Below are 18,773 nucleotides of genomic sequence, written 5' to 3'. Positions count from 1 at the left end.
CGAGTTTTTATGAGCGACGACGATAACAAGCCCCTGACCCGCAAGCCGCTTGGTCTCAAGCGCAGCGTGGATGCGGGCGAGGTCAAACAGACCTTCAGCCACGGCCGGACCAATAAGGTCGCGGTCGAGGTCAAGCGCCGCCGCAAGCTCGTGAAGCCGGGCGAGGCTGCGCCGGTCGAGGCGGCACCCGCGCCGGTCGAGGCTGCGCCTCCACCGCCGCCGCCGCCCCCTCCGCCCCCGCCGCCGCGCCGCGCGCCCGATGGCGAGACTCCGCAGGAACGCGTCGCCCGCCTCCAGCGCGAGGCCGAGGAAGATCGCCTGCGCCAGGCCGAAGAAGCGCGCAAGCGCGACGAGGAAGCCGCGCGCAAGGCGGCCGAGGACGAGAAGCGCCGGGCCGAGGATAATCGCCAGGCCGAAGCCGAAGCCGCGCGTGCCGAGGCTGCGGCGCCCACCGAACCGGTCGGCGACGAAGCCAGCTCTGCCGAGCCTGCCCCCGATAATACGGCCCCCGATGCGGGCGACCAGGCGGGCGCTGCTGCACCCGCGCCGCGCCGTTTCACCCCGGTCGCGCGGCCTGAGCCCAAGCGTCCCGAACCGGCCAAGCGGGTGGAGGACAAGAAGAAGCCCGGCCGCACCGAAGATCGCGGGCCTGCGGCTGACAAGCGGCGCTCGGGCAAGCTCACCGTCACCAAGGCGCTGAACGAGGATGAAGGCCGCCGCGCCCGCAGCCTCGCCGCGCTCAAGCGCGCGCGGGAACGCGAACGGCGGATGCATGGGGGGCCCTCCAAGCCGCGCGAGAAGCAGGTCCGCGACGTGGTCGTGCCCGAAGCGATCACCGTGCAGGAACTCGCCAACCGGATGGCCGAAAAGGGCGCCGATCTGGTGAAGGCGCTGTTCAACATGGGGATGATGGTCACCGTCAACCAGACGATCGACCAGGACACCGCCGAATTGCTGGTCGAGGAATTCGGCCACAACATCACCCGCGTCTCGGAAAGCGATGTCGATATCGACACCGCCGAAGATACCGATGCGCCCGAAACGCTGAAGGTCCGGCCACCGGTGGTGACCATCATGGGCCATGTCGATCACGGCAAGACCAGCCTGCTCGACGCGCTGCGCGGGACCAATGTGGTCAAGGGCGAAGCGGGCGGGATTACCCAGCATATCGGCAGCTATCAGGTGAAGACCAAGGGCGGCGATCTCGTCACCTTCCTCGATACGCCGGGCCACGCCGCGTTCACCGAAATGCGCCAGCGGGGCGCTCATGTGACCGATATCGTAGTGCTGGTGGTCGCCGCCGATGACGGGATCATGCCGCAGACGATCGAGGCGATCAATCACACCAAGGCGGCCGGCGTGCCGATGATCGTGGCGATCAACAAGGTCGACAAGCCCGAGGCCAACCCGCAGAAGATCCGCGAACGCCTGCTCGAACACGAAGTCGTGGTCGAGGCGATGAGCGGCGATGTGCAGGATGTCGAGATTTCCGCGCTCAAGGGCACCGGGCTCGACGATCTGCTCGAAAAGATCGCGCTGCAGGCCGAACTGCTCGAACTGAAGGCCAATCCCGACCGTTTCGCCGAAGCGACCGTGATCGAGGCGCAGCTCGACAAGGGCCGCGGCCCGGTGGCGACGGTGCTGATCACGCGCGGCACGCTGAAGCGCGGCGATACCTTCGTCGTCGGCACCGAAAGCGGCCGCGTGCGCGCGATCGTCAACGACAAGGGCCAGCAGATCAAGGAAGCCGGCCCGTCAATGCCGGTCGAGGTGCTTGGCCTTGGCGGGGTGCCGGGTGCCGGCGACCAGCTGACCGTGGTCGAAAACGAACAGCGCGCCCGCGAAGTCGCCGCGTTCCGTCAGGCCAAGGCGACCGAGAAGCGTACCGCGCTGGCGCCGACCAATTTCGACACGATGTTTGCCGGGATGAAGTCGAACGTGGTCGAATTCCCGGTGGTGGTGAAGGCGGATGTGCAGGGCTCGGTCGAAGCGATCGTCACCGCGCTGCACAATTTGTCGAACGACGACATCAAGGTCCGCGTGCTCCACGCCGGTGTCGGCGCGATCACCGAAAGCGACGTGTCGCTCGCGGCGGCGAGCAAGGCGCCGATCGTCGGCTTCAACGTCCGCCCCAATCCCAAGGCGCGCGATCTGGTCAAGCGCGACGGGGTCGAGATGAAATATTTCGACGTGATCTATCATCTGACCGACGAGATCGGCCGCGAAATGGCCGGCGTGCTCGGCCCGCTCAAGATCGAGAACGTGCTCGGCCGGGCCGAGGTCAAGCAGGTGTTCCCCGCGGGCAAGCGCGACAAGGCAGCCGGCCTGCTGGTCACCGAAGGCGCGATCCGCAAGGGCCTGTTCGCCCGCCTCACGCGCGAGGATGTGATCGTTTCGGCGACCACCATCCAGTCCCTGCGGCGGTTCAAGGACGATGTGGAAGAAGTCCGCGCCGGGCTCGAATGCGGCGTGGTGCTGGCCGATACCAACGACATCAAGCCGGGCGATATGCTCGAAGTGTTCGAGGTCGAGGAACGCGAGCGGGTGCTGTAAGGGTTTCGCCGAAAGTGGTACTTTCGGCGAGGAGGTCGGATGCCTGAAAGTCGCAAGCGCAAGAAGCGTCCGGCAGAGCAACCCTCGCGGAAGAGATCGTGGTGGTCGCGCAACTGGCGCTACGTTGACAGCGGCCTTACGGCCGGATGCCTGCCCGCAATTGCCTTGCTCTTCCTCGTCCCCGTGATGATATTGACCTGATGCCCCGCAACCCCGCCACTTCCGAACAGCAATCGGTCCGCGTACTCAAGGTGGGCGAGCGGGTACGGCATATCCTCAGCGAGTTGCTCGCGCGTGGCGAGGTGCATGACGATGTGCTGACCGCGCATTCGGTCAGCGTCACCGAGGTGCGGATGACGCCCGACCTGCGCAACGCGGCCGCCTATGTGAAGCCGCTGCTGGGCGAGGACGAGGGCGCGGTGCTGAAGGCGCTGCGCACCAACACCGCCTTTTTCCAGCGCGAAGTGGCCAAGCGCCTTGGCCTCAAATTCGCGCCCCGCCTGCAGTTCAAGCCCGACGAGAGCTTCGACGAGGCCGAGCGGATCGAGCGCCTGCTGTCCGACCCCAAGGTCGCCCGCGATCTGACCGAGGATTGAGCGGCCTTGGCCAAGCTCTATTTCTATTTCTCCAGCATGAATGCGGGCAAATCGACCACGCTGCTGCAGGCCGATTTCAATTATCGCGAGCGCGGGATGCGGACCATGCTGTGGAGCGCCGCGCTCGACACGCGCGGCGATGGGATGATCCGCAGCCGTATCGGGCTGGAGGCGCCGGCGCACCTCTATGCGCCCGAGACCGATCTGTGGACGGCGATCGGCGCCGCGCACCGCGCCGAGCCGATCCATTGCGTGCTGGTGGACGAGGCGCAGTTCCTTACCGATGCGCAGGTCTGGCAGCTGGCCCGGCTGGCTGACGAGGCGGGGATCCCCGTGCTCTGCTATGGCATCCGCACCGATTTTCAGGGGGCACTGTTTCCCGGTTCGGCCGCCTTGCTCGGCATTGCCGATGCGCTGGTCGAGCTGAAGGCGGTCTGCCATTGCGGGCGCAAGGCGACGATGAACTTGCGCGTCGATGCCGCCGGCGCCGCCGTGCAGCAGGGCGAGCAAACAGAAATCGGCGGCAATGACCGTTATCTTGCGCTATGCCGGCGCCACTTCACGGAGGCGCTCGGGCGATGAACGACACGGTTTTCCAGGCGGTTACGCTGATCATTCCGCTGATCATCGCGATTGTTTTTCACGAAGTCGCGCATGGCTGGGTGGCGCGCGCGCTGGGCGATCCGACAGCGGCGGAGCAGAACCGGCTGTCGCTGAACCCGCTGCGCCATGTCGATCCGGTGGGTACGATCCTCGTTCCCGGGGCACTGGCGCTGATGAAGCTGCCGGTGTTCGGCTGGGCTAAGCCGGTGCCGGTCAATTTCTGGCGCCTGCGCAATCCGCGCGCGGGAATGATGGCGGTGGCCGCTGCCGGGCCGGCGACCAATTTCGCGCTGGCGGCGGTGAGCGCCGTGCTGCTCGGCCTCGCCATTGCCGCGCTGGGCACGCCCGATCAGGTCGGGCTGGGGGCCCGGTTGCTGATCGCCAACCTGGTCAATCTGGTGCTGATCAACGTGTTCATCGGCGTGTTCAATCTGCTGCCGATCCCGCCGTTCGACGGTTCGCATATCGTTCAGGGGTTGCTGCCCCGCGATCTGGCCGAAGCCTATGGCCGGCTGGCGAAATACGGGCTGCTGCTGGTGCTGCTGGTGATCGTGGTGCTGCCGATGATCTCGCCCCAGCTTGATCTGATCCGCGCGGTCGTGGTGCCGCCGGTGCAATGGCTGTCGGGGCAGTTCTTCGCCCTGGCCCAGGCGGTTAGCGGGCGCTGAGACGATGCCGCATGGCTGGATCGTGCTCGACAAGCCGGTCGGGCTGGGGAGCACGCAGGCGGTCGGTGCGGTCAAGCGCAATCTGCGCGAAGCTGGGTTCGGTAAAGTCAAGGTCGGCCATGGGGGCACGCTCGATCCGTTGGCCAGCGGCGTGCTGCCGATCGCGCTGGGCGAAGCGACCAAGCTCGCCGGCCGGATGCTCGATGCGAGCAAGGTCTATGCCTTCACCATCCGTTTTGGGATTGAGACGGCAGGGCTGGATGCCGAAGGGGAGGTGGTGGCGACCAGCCCGGTCAGGCCCACGATGGGCGCGCTGACGGCCATTCTGCCGCGCTTCACCGGCCCCATTGAACAGGTGCCGCCGGCATTCTCCGCGATCAAGGTGGGTGGCCAGCGCGCATACGCCCGCGCGCGGGCGGGCGAGGCGGTGGAACTGGCGGCGCGCGCGGTGACAATCCATGCCTTGTCCGTTCGCCCTGATCCTGTCGAAGGGCCGTCCTGTGAAAGCGATGGCCGGCCGTTGACGGGCGGTGCTTTGACAGGCTCAGCACGAGCGGAGTTGGACGAGATCACGCTTCGCGGCCACGTCTCCAAAGGCACCTATATCCGCAGCCTGGCGCGCGACATTGCCCATTCGCTGGGAACGGTCGGCCATGTCACTATGCTGCGCCGCGAACAGGCGGGGCCGTTCACGCTCGACCAGGCGATTTCACTGGACAAATTGAACGCCATCGGTCAGGGCGCGCCGCTTGAAGACGTAATCCTGCCGCTGGAGGCGGGGCTGGACGACATCCCGGCCCTTTGCCTCTCGCCCGAAGAGGCAGGGGCGGTCCGCCAGGGCCGCGTTCTCACCGGGCGGCCCCAATCCGATGGGCTTTATCTGGCGAAATCCGGCGCTGTGCCGGTGGCGCTGATCGAAGTGCAATCGGGCATGACCAGGATCGTGCGGGGCTTCAACCTACCCGATGTCGCGGAGTAAGTGATATGTCGGTTACCGCCGAAAAGAAGCAGGAAATCATCAAGGACAACGCGCAAGGTGCCACCGATACCGGCAGCCCGGAAGTGCAGGTCGCGATCCTGACCGAACGCATCCGCAATCTGACGGAGCATTTCAAGGATCACCACAAGGACAACCATTCGCGCCGCGGCCTTTTGATGATGGTCAACAAGCGCCGCAGCCTGCTGGCCTATCTCAAGAAAAAGGATGTGGCCCGCTATAACGCGCTGATCCAGAAGCTGGGCCTGCGTAAGTGACGAAATCATTCGGCCCGCTTCGGCGGGCCGTTTAGTATCCGTCGCCCCGGGCTTGACCGGGGGCCCCGCTTGAACTTCGGGCCCATTCGCCGAGGCAGCGGGATGCCGGATCAAGTACGGCATGACGGTCATGAGAACTAACCTGCAATTCGGCAGGGGCGTTCAGGGGCACACCAAGGCCCCGCACCGGACCGGGACGGTATCCCCGGCAGCAAACCCCGCGCCGCATGGCATTGGGCAATAGGGCCCGCGGGTCGAAGGAAACATGGATGTTCGACGTCAAGACTGTAAGCATGGAGTGGGGCGGAAAGACCCTCACCCTCGAAACCGGCCGCATTGCCCGTCAGGCCGACGGCGCGGTCCTCGCCACTTATGGCGAAACCGTTGTGCTCTGCGCCGTCACGGCCGCCAAGAGCGTCAAGGAAGGGCAGGATTTCTTCCCGCTCACCGTCCACTATCAGGAAAAGTTCTTCGCCGCCGGGCGCATCCCGGGTGGCTTCTTCAAGCGTGAACGCGGCGCGACCGAGAAGGAAACGCTGGTTTCGCGCCTGATCGACCGCCCGGTGCGGCCGCTGTTCCCCGAAGGGTTCTACAACGAAATCAACGTCATCGCCCAAGTGCTGAGCTTTGACGGCGAGTGCGAGCCCGATGTGCTGGCGATGATCGCCGCCTCGGCCGCGCTGACCATTTCGGGCGTGCCGTTCATGGGCCCGATCGGCGGTTGCCGCGTGGGTTACAAGGATGGCGAATACACGCTCAATCCCAAGCAGGATGCGGCGCTCGCCGAAGGGCAGCTCGACCTGATCGTGGCCGGCACCGCCGATGCGGTGATGATGGTCGAATCCGAAGCCCGCGAGCTTTCGGAAGAAATCATGCTCGGCGCGGTGATGTTCGCGCATGACGAATGCAAGAAGGTCGTCAATCTGATCGTCGAGCTGGCCGAACAGGCCGCCAAGGATCCGTGGGACGTGATCCAGGCCGACAATTCGGCGATGAAGGCCGAGATCAAGGGGCTGATCGGCGAGGACGTCGCCAAGGCCTATGCCACCACTGACAAGTCAGCCCGCCGCGAGGCGCTCGAAGTCGCGCGCGACAAGGTCAAGGCGCATTACGAGGGCCAGGACGGCCAGACCGTGATGACCGCGATCAAGCTGACCAAAAAGGTCGAGGCCGACGTCGTGCGCGGCGCGATCCTCAAGGATGGCAAGCGCATCGACGGCCGCGCGGTCGATCAGGTCCGCCCGATCGAGGCGATGGTCGGCCTGCTGCCGCGCACGCATGGTTCGGCGCTGTTCACCCGCGGTGAAACGCAGGCGATCTGCACCACCACGCTCGGCACCAAGGATGCCGAGCAGATGATCGACGGGCTCGAGGGGCTGAGCTACTCGCGCTTCATGCTGCACTACAACTTCCCGCCGTATTCGGTGGGCGAAGTGGGTCGCTTCGGCGCGCCGTCGCGGCGTGATACCGGCCACGGCAAGCTCGCCTGGCGGGCGCTGCAGGCCGTGCTGCCGAGCCACGAGGATTTCCCCTACACCATCCGCGTCGTCTCGGACATCACCGAGAGCAACGGCTCGTCCTCGATGGCGACCGTGTGCGGCGGCGCGCTGGCGATGATGGATGCGGGCGTGCCGCTGACCCGCCCTGTCTCGGGCATCGCGATGGGCCTGATCCTCGAAGGCGACGAGTTCACCGTGCTGTCCGACATCCTCGGCGATGAAGATCACCTCGGCGACATGGACTTCAAGGTCGCCGGCACCAGCGAAGGCATCACCTCGCTGCAGATGGACATCAAGGTGGCCGGCATCACCCGCGCAATCATGGAAAAAGCGCTCGACCAGGCCAAAGCCGGCCGCGCGCATATCCTGGGCGAAATGACCAAGGCGCTCGGCACCGCCCGCACCGACGTTTCGAAGCACGCCCCGCGCATCGAGACGATCCAGATCGACAAGTCGAAGATCCGCGACGTGATCGGCACCGGCGGCAAGGTGATCCGCGAGATCGTGGCCGAAACCGGCGCCAAGGTGGATATCGACGATGAGGGGATCATCAAGATCTCATCGTCCGATTCCGACCAGATCGAAGCGGCCAAGAACTGGATTCTCGGGATTGTCGAGGAAGCCGAGGTGGGCAAGATCTACAACGGCAAGGTCGTCAATATCGTCGATTTCGGCGCTTTCGTGAACTTCATGGGCGGCAAGGACGGCCTCGTACACGTCTCCGAGATGCGCAACGAGCGGGTCGAGAAGCCGACCGACGTCGTCTCCGAAGGGCAAGACGTGAAGGTCAAGGTGCTTGAGATCGATCAGCGCGGCAAGGTGCGCCTGTCGATGCGGGTGGTCGACCAGGAAACCGGCGAAGAGCTGGAAGACACGCGCCCGGCCCGCGAACCGCGTGAACCGCGCGGCGACCGGGGCGATCGCGGCGGCGACCGCCGTGGCCCCCGAGGCGACCGTGGCGATCGCGGCCCGCGCCGTGATCGCGGTGATCGGGGTGACCGGGGCGACCGGGCCCCGCGCAATGACGACGGCGGTCGCGACAGCGGCGGCGCCGCGCATATTCCCGACTTCCTCAAGGACTGAGCGGGATCGCGACGCAATCGGGGCCGCCGGGAGCAATCCTGGCGGCCCTTCGCATGTAACCGGAGACACCGATGCTGCCCCGTGAACCGATTGCCACGGCGGAAATTCCCGGCGGCGGCACGCTGACCTTGCTCCGCCACGGGCGCGATCACGTGATCATGCTGGGCCGCGAGGAGTTGATGGGGACGCGGATGCGTTTCTCTGAAGAGCAGCTAGCCGAACTCACGCTCGACCGCGTGACGGCGCCCGCGCCGCGCATCCTGATCGGGGGGTACGGCATGGGCTTTACGCTACGCGCCGCATTGGCGCGGCTTCCGGCCGATGGCAGCGTGGTCGTCGGCGAGCTGGTGCCCGAGATTGTCGAATGGGCCCGCGGGCCGCTGTCGGACCTCACCGGCGACAGCCTGTCCGATGCGCGCCTGACGCTCGAGATCGGCGATGTCGCCGCGCTAATCGACGATGCGGGTGAGGGTTTCACCCGGCATTATGACGCGATCCTGCTCGATGTCGATAACGGCCCCGACGGTTTGGTCCGGCCAGACAATGACGCGCTCTACAGCCGCCGCGGACTCGAGCGCGCGCGCCGGGCGCTCTCGCCGGGCGGGGTGCTGGCGATATGGTCAGCCGCGCCCGATCCAGCCTTTGCCCAGCGCTTCGCCAAAGCCGGCTTTGCAGTCGAGGAACTGACCGTCCGTGCGCGGCCCAACAATAAGGGCCCACGCCATACGCTGTGGTTTGGCCGGCCGTCCTGACCACTCAGCCGGGCAGGCCGACGCGCATCTGGCCCATATAGTCGCGCTTGCCGATCGGCAGCCCCTGCATCCTGAGCAACGCATAGGCCGTCGCCGCGTGGAAATGACAATTCGGCTGCGAGAAGCTGAGCAGGAAATTCTGCACGGTGAAATCGAGCCGCAACGCCTCGCCGATGGTGAACACCATCGGGCGCTGGGCAACATCCTCCAGTGCTTCGGGCGAGACAGCGCGCAGCGACTGCACGCCTTCGTCCAGCAGCGCGCGCAGGTCGCCGACCGAGCGCGGCGGCGGGTCCATATGCGGCGAGAACCGCCCATCGAAGCACCGTTCGACGGCGAGGGCCGAATGCGTCCAGACGCTCTTTACCTGATAGCTGAAGGGCAGCATATCGGGTGCGAGCCGCGCGCTCAGCAGCTCTTCCTCGCCACTCGCGCCGCTCGCCACATGGCTATCGACCTTGTCGAGGAGGCCTCTGACTGCGCCGATGGTCTGGAGGAAACCGGGAATGGTGGCTTCGTGCAGGCTCATCGGCATGGTCAGAGGCTCCTGAAGACGGAATCAACGGACGCGTGGCCCGCCATAAGGCAGCGGCGGAGGGGGGCGGCGGGCACCGCGCGGCAATTGCGCCTGATAGGCCCTCCCGCAATGTTCGACGCAATAGGGAAACCCTGGATTGACCGCTTCGCCGCAGAAATGGAAATCGGCCTCGCCCGGATGGCCCATCGGCCAGCGGCACACCCGGTCCGACAGATCGAGCAGGCTGGTCTTGTCGGCAATTTCGGGGCTCGGTTTCGCCGGGACAAGCCGGCGCGGCGGCGCAGGCGGGATGGGTGCCTGCTGATCGCCCGGCCCCTGTCGCAAGAAGCCGCCCGGGCCGACGGACACAACCTTGGTCAGATCGGCGGTGGGGTTGGGCAAGGGCTGCGGTGCATTCATTTCGGTTGCGGGCGGTGTTGCCGGCACGACCGGAGACGGAGCCGTCGCCGGCCGGCGTTCGGCCCCCGCTGCCGCGGGCCGGGAAACCGGGGGCCGCCGGATTGGCGCCGCGGGCGCCGCGATTGCGACGACCGGCGCCGCAGGGGCGTCCTTCTTTTCGCCTGCCTTGACCGGAGAGGGGCGCGCCTTGAGACCCAGCCGATGCGCCTTCCCGATCACCGCGTTGCGGCTGACGCCGCCCAGTTCGTCGGCAATCTGGCTTGCCGTCGCGCCACCTTCCCACATATCTTTCAACTTGGCGATACGTTCGTCGGTCCAGCTCATCGAAATTCCAATTTTGCGCGCCGGCCCCTGCCAGCTTGCCAGTGAGGGCGCTTCGCCGTAACCGCCGGGATATGGCCGATCAAGCCCACATCCACGCCGCACCAGCATCCGCGCCAGATGGTGAAACAGCCGCCAGGCGGCCCGGATTTGCGCCGCGCGGCCAGCCCGTCATTCACGGGATCAACCGCATCGGCCTGTTCGCGCTCTATATGAAGGAGGTGCGCCGGTTTCTCAAGGTCCAGACGCAGACGATCTGGGCTCCGGCCGTCACCACGCTGCTGTTCTTGGTGATCTTCACCGTCGCGCTGGGGCGGAGCGGGGGGACGGTGCTGGGCGTGCCCTTCGCCAGCTTCATTGCGCCCGGTCTGATCGTCATGGCGATGATGCAGAATGCTTTTGCTAATTCCTCGTTTTCATTCCTGTCAGGTAAGATCCAGGGGACGATTATCGACCTGTTGATGCCACCGCTGTCGGATGGGGAGTTGATGACCGGCATCGTCGCCGCCGCGGTGACGCGCGCGGTCCTGGTTGGCGGGGCAGTCGCACTGGCGATGGCGTTCTATCCGGGTGTCACTCTGGGCGCGGCGCATCCGTGGGCCATCGTCTGGTTCGGCTTGATGGGATCGGTGATGCTGGCGCTGATCGGCTTGCTGACCTCGATCTGGGCAGAGAAGTTCGACCACAATGCGGCTATCACCAACTTCGTGATTGCGCCGCTTTCGCTGCTATCGGGCACATTCTACGTTATCGACAATCTCGCCCCAGCTTTCCAGTCGATCAGCCGGTTCAACCCGTTTTTCTATGTCATTTCAGGGTTTCGCTTTGGCTTCCTCGGGCAAAGCGACATCGGCAACAGCAACATGGCGGTGGTCCATGGCGCCATCGGCCTCGGCGTATTCAATCTTGCGCTCGCGGCAGTGATCTATCTGATCCTGCGGTCGGGCTGGAAGTTGAAGGACTGACGCTTCGCTTGCTCCGGCGGGCTAATGTGTCAGCTTGCGCCGCATTCTGTAACGGCCATTGGTGAATTCATCGAACAACTCGGCGAGTTGCGGGTGTTCGACCGGACCTCCGCCGCTGTCGGCAAGAAGATTCTGCTGGCTGACATAGGCGACATAGCTGCTTTCGCCATTTTCGGCGAGCAGGTGATAGAAGGGCTGGTCTCGCCGCGGCCTGACGTTGGCGGGGATGGCCGCATACCATTCCTCGCTATTGGCAAAGACAGGGTCGATGTCGAACACCACCCCGCGAAAGTCGAACAGCCGGTGACGCACGACGTCGCCGATTCCGAAACGAGCGCTGGCATGACGCGGCATGTCGATCGTGCGCCCAGCCTGCGGGGAAAAGAACTGTGTCCGGTCTATCGCGACAATATAGGCGCCCGCTGCGCCGCCGCAAGCAAGCGCGGGCGGGTGCCAAACGATGTGCAAAGGGCTTGGCAAGCCGCCGCGGCTCGGCTAACCGCGCGGCTCATTTTCGGCCGGGCGCACGGTGCCCATGCACGATCCTCGCGGAGAGGTGGCAGAGTGGTCGAATGCGCCGCACTCGAAATGCGGTGTGCGGGCAACCGTACCGTGGGTTCGAATCCCACCCTCTCCGCCACCGCCAGGTTTCCACAGGGCTGTATCTCCGCACCCGCCCCTTGCTCCGGCGAAGGCGGGATGCTCGGGCACCGTGCGGTTAGATCGGGGCGGGATGATTGACAGCAAGCCTTGGATCAGCAGGCTTTCCCGGAAGCGATCTATGTCATACGCTTGTCTGACAGCAGCTTTGGATGCGGCGGTGGGAATACCCATTGGCGGCTCGGCAGCGGTCCAGTCGGATGCCCTCAAGCTTTATGCGCGAAGCCGGATTGAAATTTCAACCGATATCTCTACGAATGACGCATGGCCGCTGTCAGATCAGCCACTGTTCGACCTCTAAGCCGCGAAGTATCGCAGGCTGTCACAAGGGCCGCGCTGCTTGATGCGGCAGAAGCGATGATCCTCGAATCGTCGCTGGCGGGCCTGTCGCTGCGCGCTGTGTGTGCCCGCGCTGGTTTCACCCAAGGCGCGTTTTACTCAAACTTTGCCTCGCGCGAGGAGCTTCTGCTGGCGCTTATGGAGCGCAACCTGGCCGAACGGGCGCGATCATTGGGCGAGCTGACGACGGACTTCGGCACCGATGACCTAGACGACACGCTGGAGCGGGTCGGAGACTGGCTGTCTACCGTGGCTGGACGACACGAGTGGGCCCGGATGGCGATCGAGCTGCGCCTGGAGGGGCTGCGCGATCCTACTTTCGCGCGCCGGTTGGCAGCCGCCGAAGCGCGGATCGATCGCCTTTTCGCAGCCTGGCTCAGGAATGTCATCGAACACTATGGTCTCGCGCCCAAGTTTTCGCCTCAAGCCATTGTCGAGGCGCTGCTGATCCTGTGGCGCGGCATTGCCTTGCGAGACGAAATGGCGGGCGAGCCGGTCCTGCCTGCAAGGGAGTTATTCATCACTTGCCTTCGCGCCATGCTGGAGACACGCGCATGAGGTACAGCGCTCGCGTTTTCGCGCTCACTTTGGCCGTCGCGATCCCAACCGGCGCGCTTGCTCAGCAACCGCTCGACTTCCGCGCGGCACAGACGGCCATGAATGCCTCCCCCGCCGGCACTGCAGCCGCGGATGCGGAGGTGCGCGCGGCGGAACATCAAGCGGAGGCGGTGGCACACCTTTATCGTCCCACGGTCACTGCTTCGGCCTCGCTCATCGCCTACGAGAAGACGCTCGGGCTCGACCTGTCCGGGTCCAAGATGCGCGTCGAAAGCGAAATCGATAGCTACCTCGCGTCGCTGTCGGGGCAGTTCCCGCCCGCTTTTGCCAGCATAGTCGAAGCCGTTACCGGGCGCATCGGCGCGGCGGTGCCGGGGCTGCTGTCGGCGATTCCCGATCGCTACGATTATACCGCGCGTGACACGATAGTGCGGCCCAACCTTACCGCGGTGATGCCGCTTTACACCGGTGGCGCTCTGGAGGCGGTGCGCGATGCCGCGAATGCACAGGTCGTGCTTGCCATGGGCGTTCGCGACGTCGCGCGGCAGGCCGATACAGTGCGTCTGGCCCAAGTGTATTTCGGTGCCCAGTTGGCCGACGTGCTGGCGGGATCGGCGCAGCAGACGCTGCAATCGGCTGAGCGCCATCTCAACAACGCGCGCGCTATGGAGCGCGAGGGCGTCATCGCGCGTTCGGTCACGCTGCAAGCGATTGTCGCGCGCGACGCAGCCCAGCGCGCCGTCGAGCGGGCGGAGCGCGATCGCGAAATGGCGCGGCTGGCGTTGGTCCGGCTGACCCGCCGACCCGCACAGGAGCTCGCAACTCCCCTGTTCGTCAATCCCGCGCCGGTGCCGGAAAGCGAGGCGACGTCCGGCAGCAACGGACAGGCGCTCCTGACGCGCGGAGCGGAGCAGGCGGCCGCAGCCAGCGAACGCCTGGCGCGGTCAACAACACGACCTACCGCATACGCCTTCGGTTCGGTGAGCGCCTCCCCGCAGCAGTCCATGCCGGTTGATCCCGACTGGGTCGTGGGTGTGACCGTGCGCGTGCCGCTGATGACAGCGGTCAACAGGCGCGAGCTGGTCGCGGCCGCTGTCGCACGGCGCCAAGCGGCACGGCTGCGTGCGGAGCAGACCGACGATCGCGTGGCCGGCGAAGTCGAGAGCAGCCGCTTGCTGGTAGAAAACGCGCGCCGCGCGTTCCTTTCGATGGACAGCAGTCTGGCCGCGGCTGCAGAAAATTTGCGGGTCAACGAGATCGCTTTCCGTGAAGGCGAAGGCACCGCGGCACAGGTCACCGATGCACAGACCGCGCTCGCGCTGGCACAGACCCAGCGGGCCACGGCGGCGTACGAATACGATGTCGCGCTCGCCGCGCTACTGGCGATTAGCGGCTCCCCTGGCCGTTTCGCCGATTTCGCGGAGGATCCTGCAAGGTTGACCATCCCATGAGTAGACCCACTGAAACAGGCCCCGACCATCCCAAGTTGCAATCGTCGGACTCCGCTGCGCTGGCACCGGAGGTTATCCCTCCGGCACCGGCTGTCGAAATGGAACCCACCACCGGCCCGCCGGTCCCACCTTCGGGCGATACAGCCCCAACCGCGACTGCCATCGCCGACGAGCCCCCAGAGCACGGCAGGCGCGCGCCTTGGCTGTTGTGGGCTCTTGCCGCGCTGGCAGTGTTGGCCTTGACGGGGCTGTGGTATTCCTCACGGCCCCAAGCGGTGCCGCTCCAGGGCACAATCGAGGCGCGTGAGGTCAATGTCGCCACGCGCGCGCTGGCCCGCGTCGAGAGCGTTGGCCCTGATGAGGGCGCCATGGTCCGGGCCGGCGACATTCTTGCTCGGCTTTCTTCACCGTTGCGCGACGCGGCCGTCGCCCAGAGCGAGGCGCAACTCGACGCTGCGCGCCAGATGGATGCGATGATCGCCGCCGGGGCGCGCAGCGAGGATGTCGATACGTTGCGCGGGGCGGCGACGGCAGCCCAGGCCGCGGCCGAGCTCGCCTCGGTAACGGCTGGGCGGATGAGCCGGCTCTATGCTCAGGGGGTAGTCTCGGCTCAGCGGCGCGACGAGGCGATGGCCGCTGACCGCGCGGCCCGCGCCAATGCATCCGCCGCGCAGGCGCAATACTACAAGGCGCTGGCGGGGCGGCGGTCCGAAACGCAGGCAATTGCCGACATCCGCGCGCGGGCCGCGCAGGACCGCGTCGACACTGCGCGCCAGCTCGCGCAAGAGGAAACCGTCGTGGCCCCTGTCAGCGGCGAGATCGCGCGGCGGCTGATTGAGCCGGGCGAGGTCGTGGCGCCGGGAGTCCCCCTGTTCCAGATCGTCGACGTCGCAAATCCGCACGTCACACTGCGCGTGTCGGAGAAAGACTACGCAGGCATCAACAAGGGCAAGGTGCTGACCGGGCGCGTGCCTGCGTTGGGGAATGCCGGCGTGCGCTTCCGGGTGACGTCGATTTCGGTGCAGGCCGGCTTCACCAGCGAACGCGCTACGCGCCAGAGCACGGGCTTCGATGCTCGCACCTTCGAGGTGAAGCTCGAGCCGCTGGCGCGGGTGGGCGACCTGCGCCCGGGCATGAGCGTGCTGTTCGACTGGCCGCAATGATGCGGCTGCTCGCCGTCGCCGAGCGCGAAGCACGCTTTATCTTCGGCTCGCGGATCATGCTGGTGGCGCTGATCCTCGTTCCGCTTTCCTCGCTGGTTCTGATCGCCGCCATGCTGTCGCGCGGCGCCCTCGAGGGGCTACCGGTGGCGGTAGTGGACGAGGCACAGAGCCCGGTCAGTCGTTCGGTCACCGCGCTGCTGGCGGCTCGCCCAGAGCTTCGGATCGTTCCCGCCCCGCCCAGCGCATTTGCCGCGGAAGTTGCAATGCGGCGCGGCGAGTTGTGGGCTTACGCGCAGATACCCGCCGGGTTCGGCGAGCCGGCCGGGGCGGCAGACAATCGCCAGCCGGTGCGGATATTTTACAACGCCGCCTATCTCAGCGTGGGTTCGGTGCTCGCGCAAACATTCGAAACCGCGCTGACGGGGGCGATGCGGCAGGAGGCGATGGAGCGCGCGCGCCGCGCTGGGCTACCCATCGATCGCATTGCTCTGCCACAGGTCCAGGTATCAGTGCTGTTCAACCCACAGGCGAGCTTCGAATGGTTCCTGCAGGCTTTGATACAACCTGCAATCTTGCATCTTGTTGCGGCGTGCGTCGGCGTATTCGCGATGGCGCGTGAACTTGACGGGGCGAGCCTCGCTCGGTGGCGCGCTGAGACCGGGGGCGGAGCGGTCGCGCTCGCGGGCAAGGCTATCCCATACCTTGCCATACTGGCATGGTGGGGCGCTGCATGGATGATCTGGCTGGTGGGCGTAAAAGGCTGGCGAATGGCGGGGTCACTGCCCGCGACCTACGCCGCACAAGTGGCGCTGCTGGCGGCGACGCTGGCGATCTCGCTGGCGCTGGTCGCCACATCGCGCAAGGATGTGATCGCCTACTCGGTCAGCGCGCTTTATGCCGGTTCGGCGCTGGCATATTCTGGAGGCTCGCTGCCAATCGATGGCGCGTCGCTGCCAGCGAGAATCTGGCACTATGCGCTACCTTTTACGCATTATCTCGAAGCGCAGATGGATCAGTTCCTTGGTGCGCCGACGGTGTTGGCGATCAGGAGCGTGATATTGCTGACCTTCTACGCGCTCGCCGCGCTCGCGATCGCCGGGCTGACGTCGGATCGGGACCAGATGCCGTGACGGTGCGCACCTCCTTCGTCGACACCTTCCGCCGGATCGCCGCTAGCCGCCAGATAGTGTTGATGATCGTGCTCGCGGCGTTGTTCTACGGCGTGTATTATCCCGCGCCCTATCGACAGGGACACGCGCAGGACGTGGCCATTGCGCTGGTGGACGAAGCACCCACGCCGCTGACGCGCGCCATGGTCGCCCGGCTTGAAGCAAGCGAGGCAGTGCGCGTTGGAGCGTACGCATCCGACCTCTCTGCGGCCCGAGCAGCCCTGATGCGGCGCGAAGTGGACGGCATCGTCCTCTTGCCCGCCGGAACGGTCCAGCGCGCACTGCGCGGCGAAAACAGCGGCATCGCGGTGTGGGTCAATGGCACCTACCTCGTGCGCGCTAAGGCGATAGGCACTGCAGTCGAGGAGGCTTTGACGGACAGCTTGCGCGACGATCTTGGCGCGGGTCGGCGGGCTCCGGTGCCGGAGGCCTCGTTCACCGTGGTCAGCCAACCAATGTTCAATCCCGATCTCGCCTACGATGCCTACATCTTTCCCGCGGTAACCCCGGTGATCCTGCAACAGACCCTGCTGTTCGGCGCGGCGTTGTTGTTTGCCGGTTATCGGCGTGTGCAGCGCAGCGAACTGATCGGGCAGTGGCTCGCTCTCGGCACCATTTCCGCTACTTTGGCGCTGGTCTATTTCGGCTGGTTCTTCGTCTTGCAGGACGTGCCGCGCCAGGCTTCGCTGGCGGCGTTGCTTATCGTGGCGTTGGTCGGCGGGGGAGCGTTCGCCGGGTTCGCGCTGCTGGGCGCATCGCTCTTCCGTTCCCCGCGCGAGGCGCTGCTGGTGCTGATCCCTACCTCGCTGCCGATCTTTTTCCTCTCGGGCGCAACCTGGCCCCGTCAAGCCATGCCGCAATGGATCGAGTGGCTCGGCGGCCTGCTGCCATCGACCCAGATCGGCCGGGCGCTGCTGCTGTTGGACCAAATGGGCGCGCCACTGCCGGCAGCCTCGGACTCCTTGCTGCTCGCTGCGGCTCTTGGGCTGTCTGCGTTGGTGGCCGCAATGGTGACGAACCGAGCGGGCGCGTAATGGGGCCCAATGTCTCGCTAGCGGGGTTGAGGCGCGCTCGGGCACCCTGTCTAATCCGGGACCTGCGGTGACCAAAAAGCTGAACGGCAGTTCCCCTGTGCAGTGCTGCTTGATCCTAGCCTGCTTAACCATGAGGGACTGCAAGCCGGCGGGTCTTCAATTGCTCGTGCAGGGTCGCGCCGGGCGGCAGGCCGGCCAGGCGGAAGTCGAGAGCCGACATCACCCGATAGAGCGTTGCCAATGATCCAAGACCGTCTTCGAGCCGCTTGATCGTCTGCTACGGGAGAGCGCAGCGCATGGCGAGCGCGCGGCGGGAGAAGCCGGCCCCACGGCGCGCCTCGCTCAGCATCCTGACCAATATGTGATCCGCTTTGTGGTCAGATTGTGAGCAGGTATCCACGGGGCCTCCCGCGCCGATGTTGTCGCTGTGATCCGATGGATCAAGCCCATCTGGCGGACGGCCCGGGATCGTCGTGTGCGAGTCGGGCTGCAAAAATAGGGGCGGCTCGCTGAGGGTCGGCCATGTATATAATTTTGACGTTGCTCTGGGGCGCACTGTCGAGCGGTAAGTTCCTCTTCTGAGAGGCGCAGCTGCCTGATACTGCCTCCTCACGCAGCCTGACTCTCCTCGCGCCGGAATCCTGCGAGCGCGGCCAACATCTGGGGGCGGTAGGGCCGTAAGCGCGCCACGCTGTCGGCGATTAGCGCATCGAGCCTCATCCGGTCGGCGCGCAGCTCACCGGTTACCACCAGCCAACGCAGCAGCATGGCAGTGACCGCCACATCGCATTCGCGATGCTCGCGGATTCTTTCAGCTACCGTACCGGACCCCTTCACCGAGGGCCACGGACCTTGCGCAAGCATCCGATCGATCGCTCGACGTTGGGATATGTGTTCAGATGTTATAAAAGCTCCCCAAACCGCTATCGGAAAACGGTTTCGCGGCAGTAAGCGAAAGGCGTGTTCTTAGCCTGAGCCGAACCCAATTTTATAAGGGTACAGTTTGGATCGATGTCCTTTTTGATTTGAACAAGGTGGCGCACTTTTATGGTTGCCTATCTGATAATTGTGAAATCCACCCTCTCCACCAGCGTTATCCCCACACATTCCTGCGAAAGCCGGCGTCACCAGCCAAGCCATGCTGATCGGCAGCTTCATCGACGAGTTT

General features: G+C 65.5%; 18 protein-coding genes and 1 tRNA gene. 15 read left to right on the top strand and 4 right to left on the bottom strand.

Features of this window, described 5'->3' with window-relative positions; all coding sequences use genetic code 11:
• Positions 1-9: 9 nt before the first annotated feature.
• The 8 genes from infB (at position 10) to ILT46_RS00425 (ending at position 9,008) form a co-directional block, all read left to right on the top strand.
• Positions 10-2,553: a translation initiation factor IF-2 gene (infB, locus tag ILT46_RS00460; RefSeq protein WP_199502670.1), complete on the top strand. Its 2,544-nt coding sequence runs from the start codon at positions 10-12 to the stop codon at positions 2,551-2,553.
• 200 nt (positions 2,554-2,753) lie between these two features.
• Positions 2,754-3,149: a 30S ribosome-binding factor RbfA gene (gene rbfA / locus ILT46_RS00455; protein ID WP_199502669.1), complete on the top strand. Its 396-nt coding sequence runs from the start codon at positions 2,754-2,756 to the stop codon at positions 3,147-3,149.
• Positions 3,150-3,155: 6 nt separating this feature from the next.
• Positions 3,156-3,731: a thymidine kinase gene (locus ILT46_RS00450; protein ID WP_199502668.1), complete on the top strand. Its 576-nt coding sequence runs from the start codon at positions 3,156-3,158 to the stop codon at positions 3,729-3,731.
• Positions 3,728-4,420, top strand: coding sequence for a site-2 protease family protein (locus tag ILT46_RS00445; RefSeq protein WP_199502667.1), 693 nt, complete (start codon positions 3,728-3,730; stop codon positions 4,418-4,420). Before ILT46_RS00450 ends, ILT46_RS00445 begins: the two co-directional genes overlap by 4 nt.
• A gap of 4 nt (positions 4,421-4,424) precedes the next feature.
• A complete protein-coding gene (gene truB / locus ILT46_RS00440; RefSeq protein ID WP_199502666.1) occupies positions 4,425-5,399 on the top strand; it encodes a tRNA pseudouridine(55) synthase TruB in 975 nt (324 codons plus the stop codon).
• Positions 5,400-5,404: 5 nt separating this feature from the next.
• Positions 5,405-5,674: a 30S ribosomal protein S15 gene (gene rpsO / locus ILT46_RS00435; protein ID WP_199502665.1), complete on the top strand. Its 270-nt coding sequence runs from the start codon at positions 5,405-5,407 to the stop codon at positions 5,672-5,674.
• Between the two features lie 269 nt (positions 5,675-5,943).
• Positions 5,944-8,256: a polyribonucleotide nucleotidyltransferase gene (gene pnp, locus ILT46_RS00430; protein ID WP_199502664.1), complete on the top strand. Its 2,313-nt coding sequence runs from the start codon at positions 5,944-5,946 to the stop codon at positions 8,254-8,256.
• Between the two features lie 71 nt (positions 8,257-8,327).
• On the top strand, positions 8,328-9,008 hold the full coding sequence (locus ILT46_RS00425; RefSeq protein WP_199502663.1) for a spermidine synthase: 681 nt from the start codon (positions 8,328-8,330) through the stop codon (positions 9,006-9,008).
• A gap of 4 nt (positions 9,009-9,012) precedes the next feature.
• On the opposite strand, the gene ILT46_RS00420 is transcribed toward ILT46_RS00425, so the two are convergent.
• Together ILT46_RS00420 and ILT46_RS00415 are read right to left on the bottom strand one after the other, a co-directional pair.
• On the bottom strand, positions 9,013-9,537 hold the full coding sequence (locus ILT46_RS00420) for a DUF1993 domain-containing protein (protein ID WP_233396872.1): 525 nt from the start codon (positions 9,535-9,537) through the stop codon (positions 9,013-9,015).
• A 30-nt stretch (positions 9,538-9,567) separates the two neighbouring features.
• Entirely contained in the window at positions 9,568-10,269 is a 702-nt protein-coding gene (locus ILT46_RS00415) for a GcrA family cell cycle regulator (RefSeq protein ID WP_199502661.1), read from the bottom strand.
• Positions 10,270-10,340: 71 nt separating this feature from the next.
• Between ILT46_RS00415 and ILT46_RS00410 the strand changes: the two genes are divergently transcribed.
• Positions 10,341-11,231, top strand: a complete 891-nt coding sequence (locus tag ILT46_RS00410) for an ABC transporter permease (RefSeq protein ID WP_199502660.1) — start codon at positions 10,341-10,343, stop codon at positions 11,229-11,231.
• Positions 11,232-11,252: 21 nt separating this feature from the next.
• Here the strand turns inward: ILT46_RS00410 and hspQ are convergent, their stop codons facing one another.
• Positions 11,253-11,633 (bottom strand): heat shock protein HspQ, encoded by a 381-nt coding sequence (hspQ, locus tag ILT46_RS00405; RefSeq protein ID WP_199503056.1) that lies wholly within the window; start codon positions 11,631-11,633, stop codon positions 11,253-11,255.
• A 148-nt stretch (positions 11,634-11,781) separates the two neighbouring features.
• Here hspQ and ILT46_RS00400 point away from each other — a divergent pair.
• The 6 genes from ILT46_RS00400 to ILT46_RS00375 all read left to right on the top strand — a co-directional run bounded on the left by ILT46_RS00400 (position 11,782) and on the right by ILT46_RS00375 (position 17,605).
• A tRNA-Ser gene (locus ILT46_RS00400) sits at positions 11,782-11,871 on the top strand.
• Between the two features lie 284 nt (positions 11,872-12,155).
• The gene (locus tag ILT46_RS00395) at positions 12,156-12,788 is read left to right on the top strand and encodes a TetR/AcrR family transcriptional regulator (protein ID WP_255528334.1); all 633 of its coding nucleotides are present in this window, start codon (positions 12,156-12,158) and stop codon (positions 12,786-12,788) included.
• On the top strand, positions 12,785-14,239 hold the full coding sequence (locus tag ILT46_RS00390) for a TolC family protein (RefSeq protein WP_199502658.1): 1,455 nt from the start codon (positions 12,785-12,787) through the stop codon (positions 14,237-14,239). The genes ILT46_RS00395 and ILT46_RS00390 overlap by 4 nt, the downstream gene beginning before the upstream one ends.
• Positions 14,240-14,337: 98 nt before the next feature.
• Entirely contained in the window at positions 14,338-15,402 is a 1,065-nt protein-coding gene (locus ILT46_RS00385) for an HlyD family secretion protein (protein ID WP_199502657.1), read from the top strand.
• Positions 15,402-16,532, top strand: a complete 1,131-nt coding sequence (locus ILT46_RS00380; RefSeq protein WP_199502656.1) for an ABC transporter permease — start codon at positions 15,402-15,404, stop codon at positions 16,530-16,532. The genes ILT46_RS00385 and ILT46_RS00380 overlap by 1 nt, the downstream gene beginning before the upstream one ends.
• Positions 16,529-17,605: an ABC transporter permease gene (locus tag ILT46_RS00375; protein ID WP_199502655.1), complete on the top strand. Its 1,077-nt coding sequence runs from the start codon at positions 16,529-16,531 to the stop codon at positions 17,603-17,605. Before ILT46_RS00380 ends, ILT46_RS00375 begins: the two co-directional genes overlap by 4 nt.
• 609 nt (positions 17,606-18,214) lie before the next feature.
• Here ILT46_RS00375 and ILT46_RS00370 read toward each other — a convergent pair.
• Positions 18,215-18,442, bottom strand: a complete 228-nt coding sequence (locus tag ILT46_RS00370; protein WP_199502654.1) for a hypothetical protein — start codon at positions 18,440-18,442, stop codon at positions 18,215-18,217.
• Positions 18,443-18,773: the final 331 nt, after the last annotated feature.

This window comes from Qipengyuania sp. YIM B01966, from assembly GCF_016461955.1.
Lineage (GTDB): Bacteria > Pseudomonadota > Alphaproteobacteria > Sphingomonadales > Sphingomonadaceae > QFOP01.
Note: the sequence above shows the minus strand (reverse complement) of the source record. Positions and strands in the feature narration are given on the sequence as shown.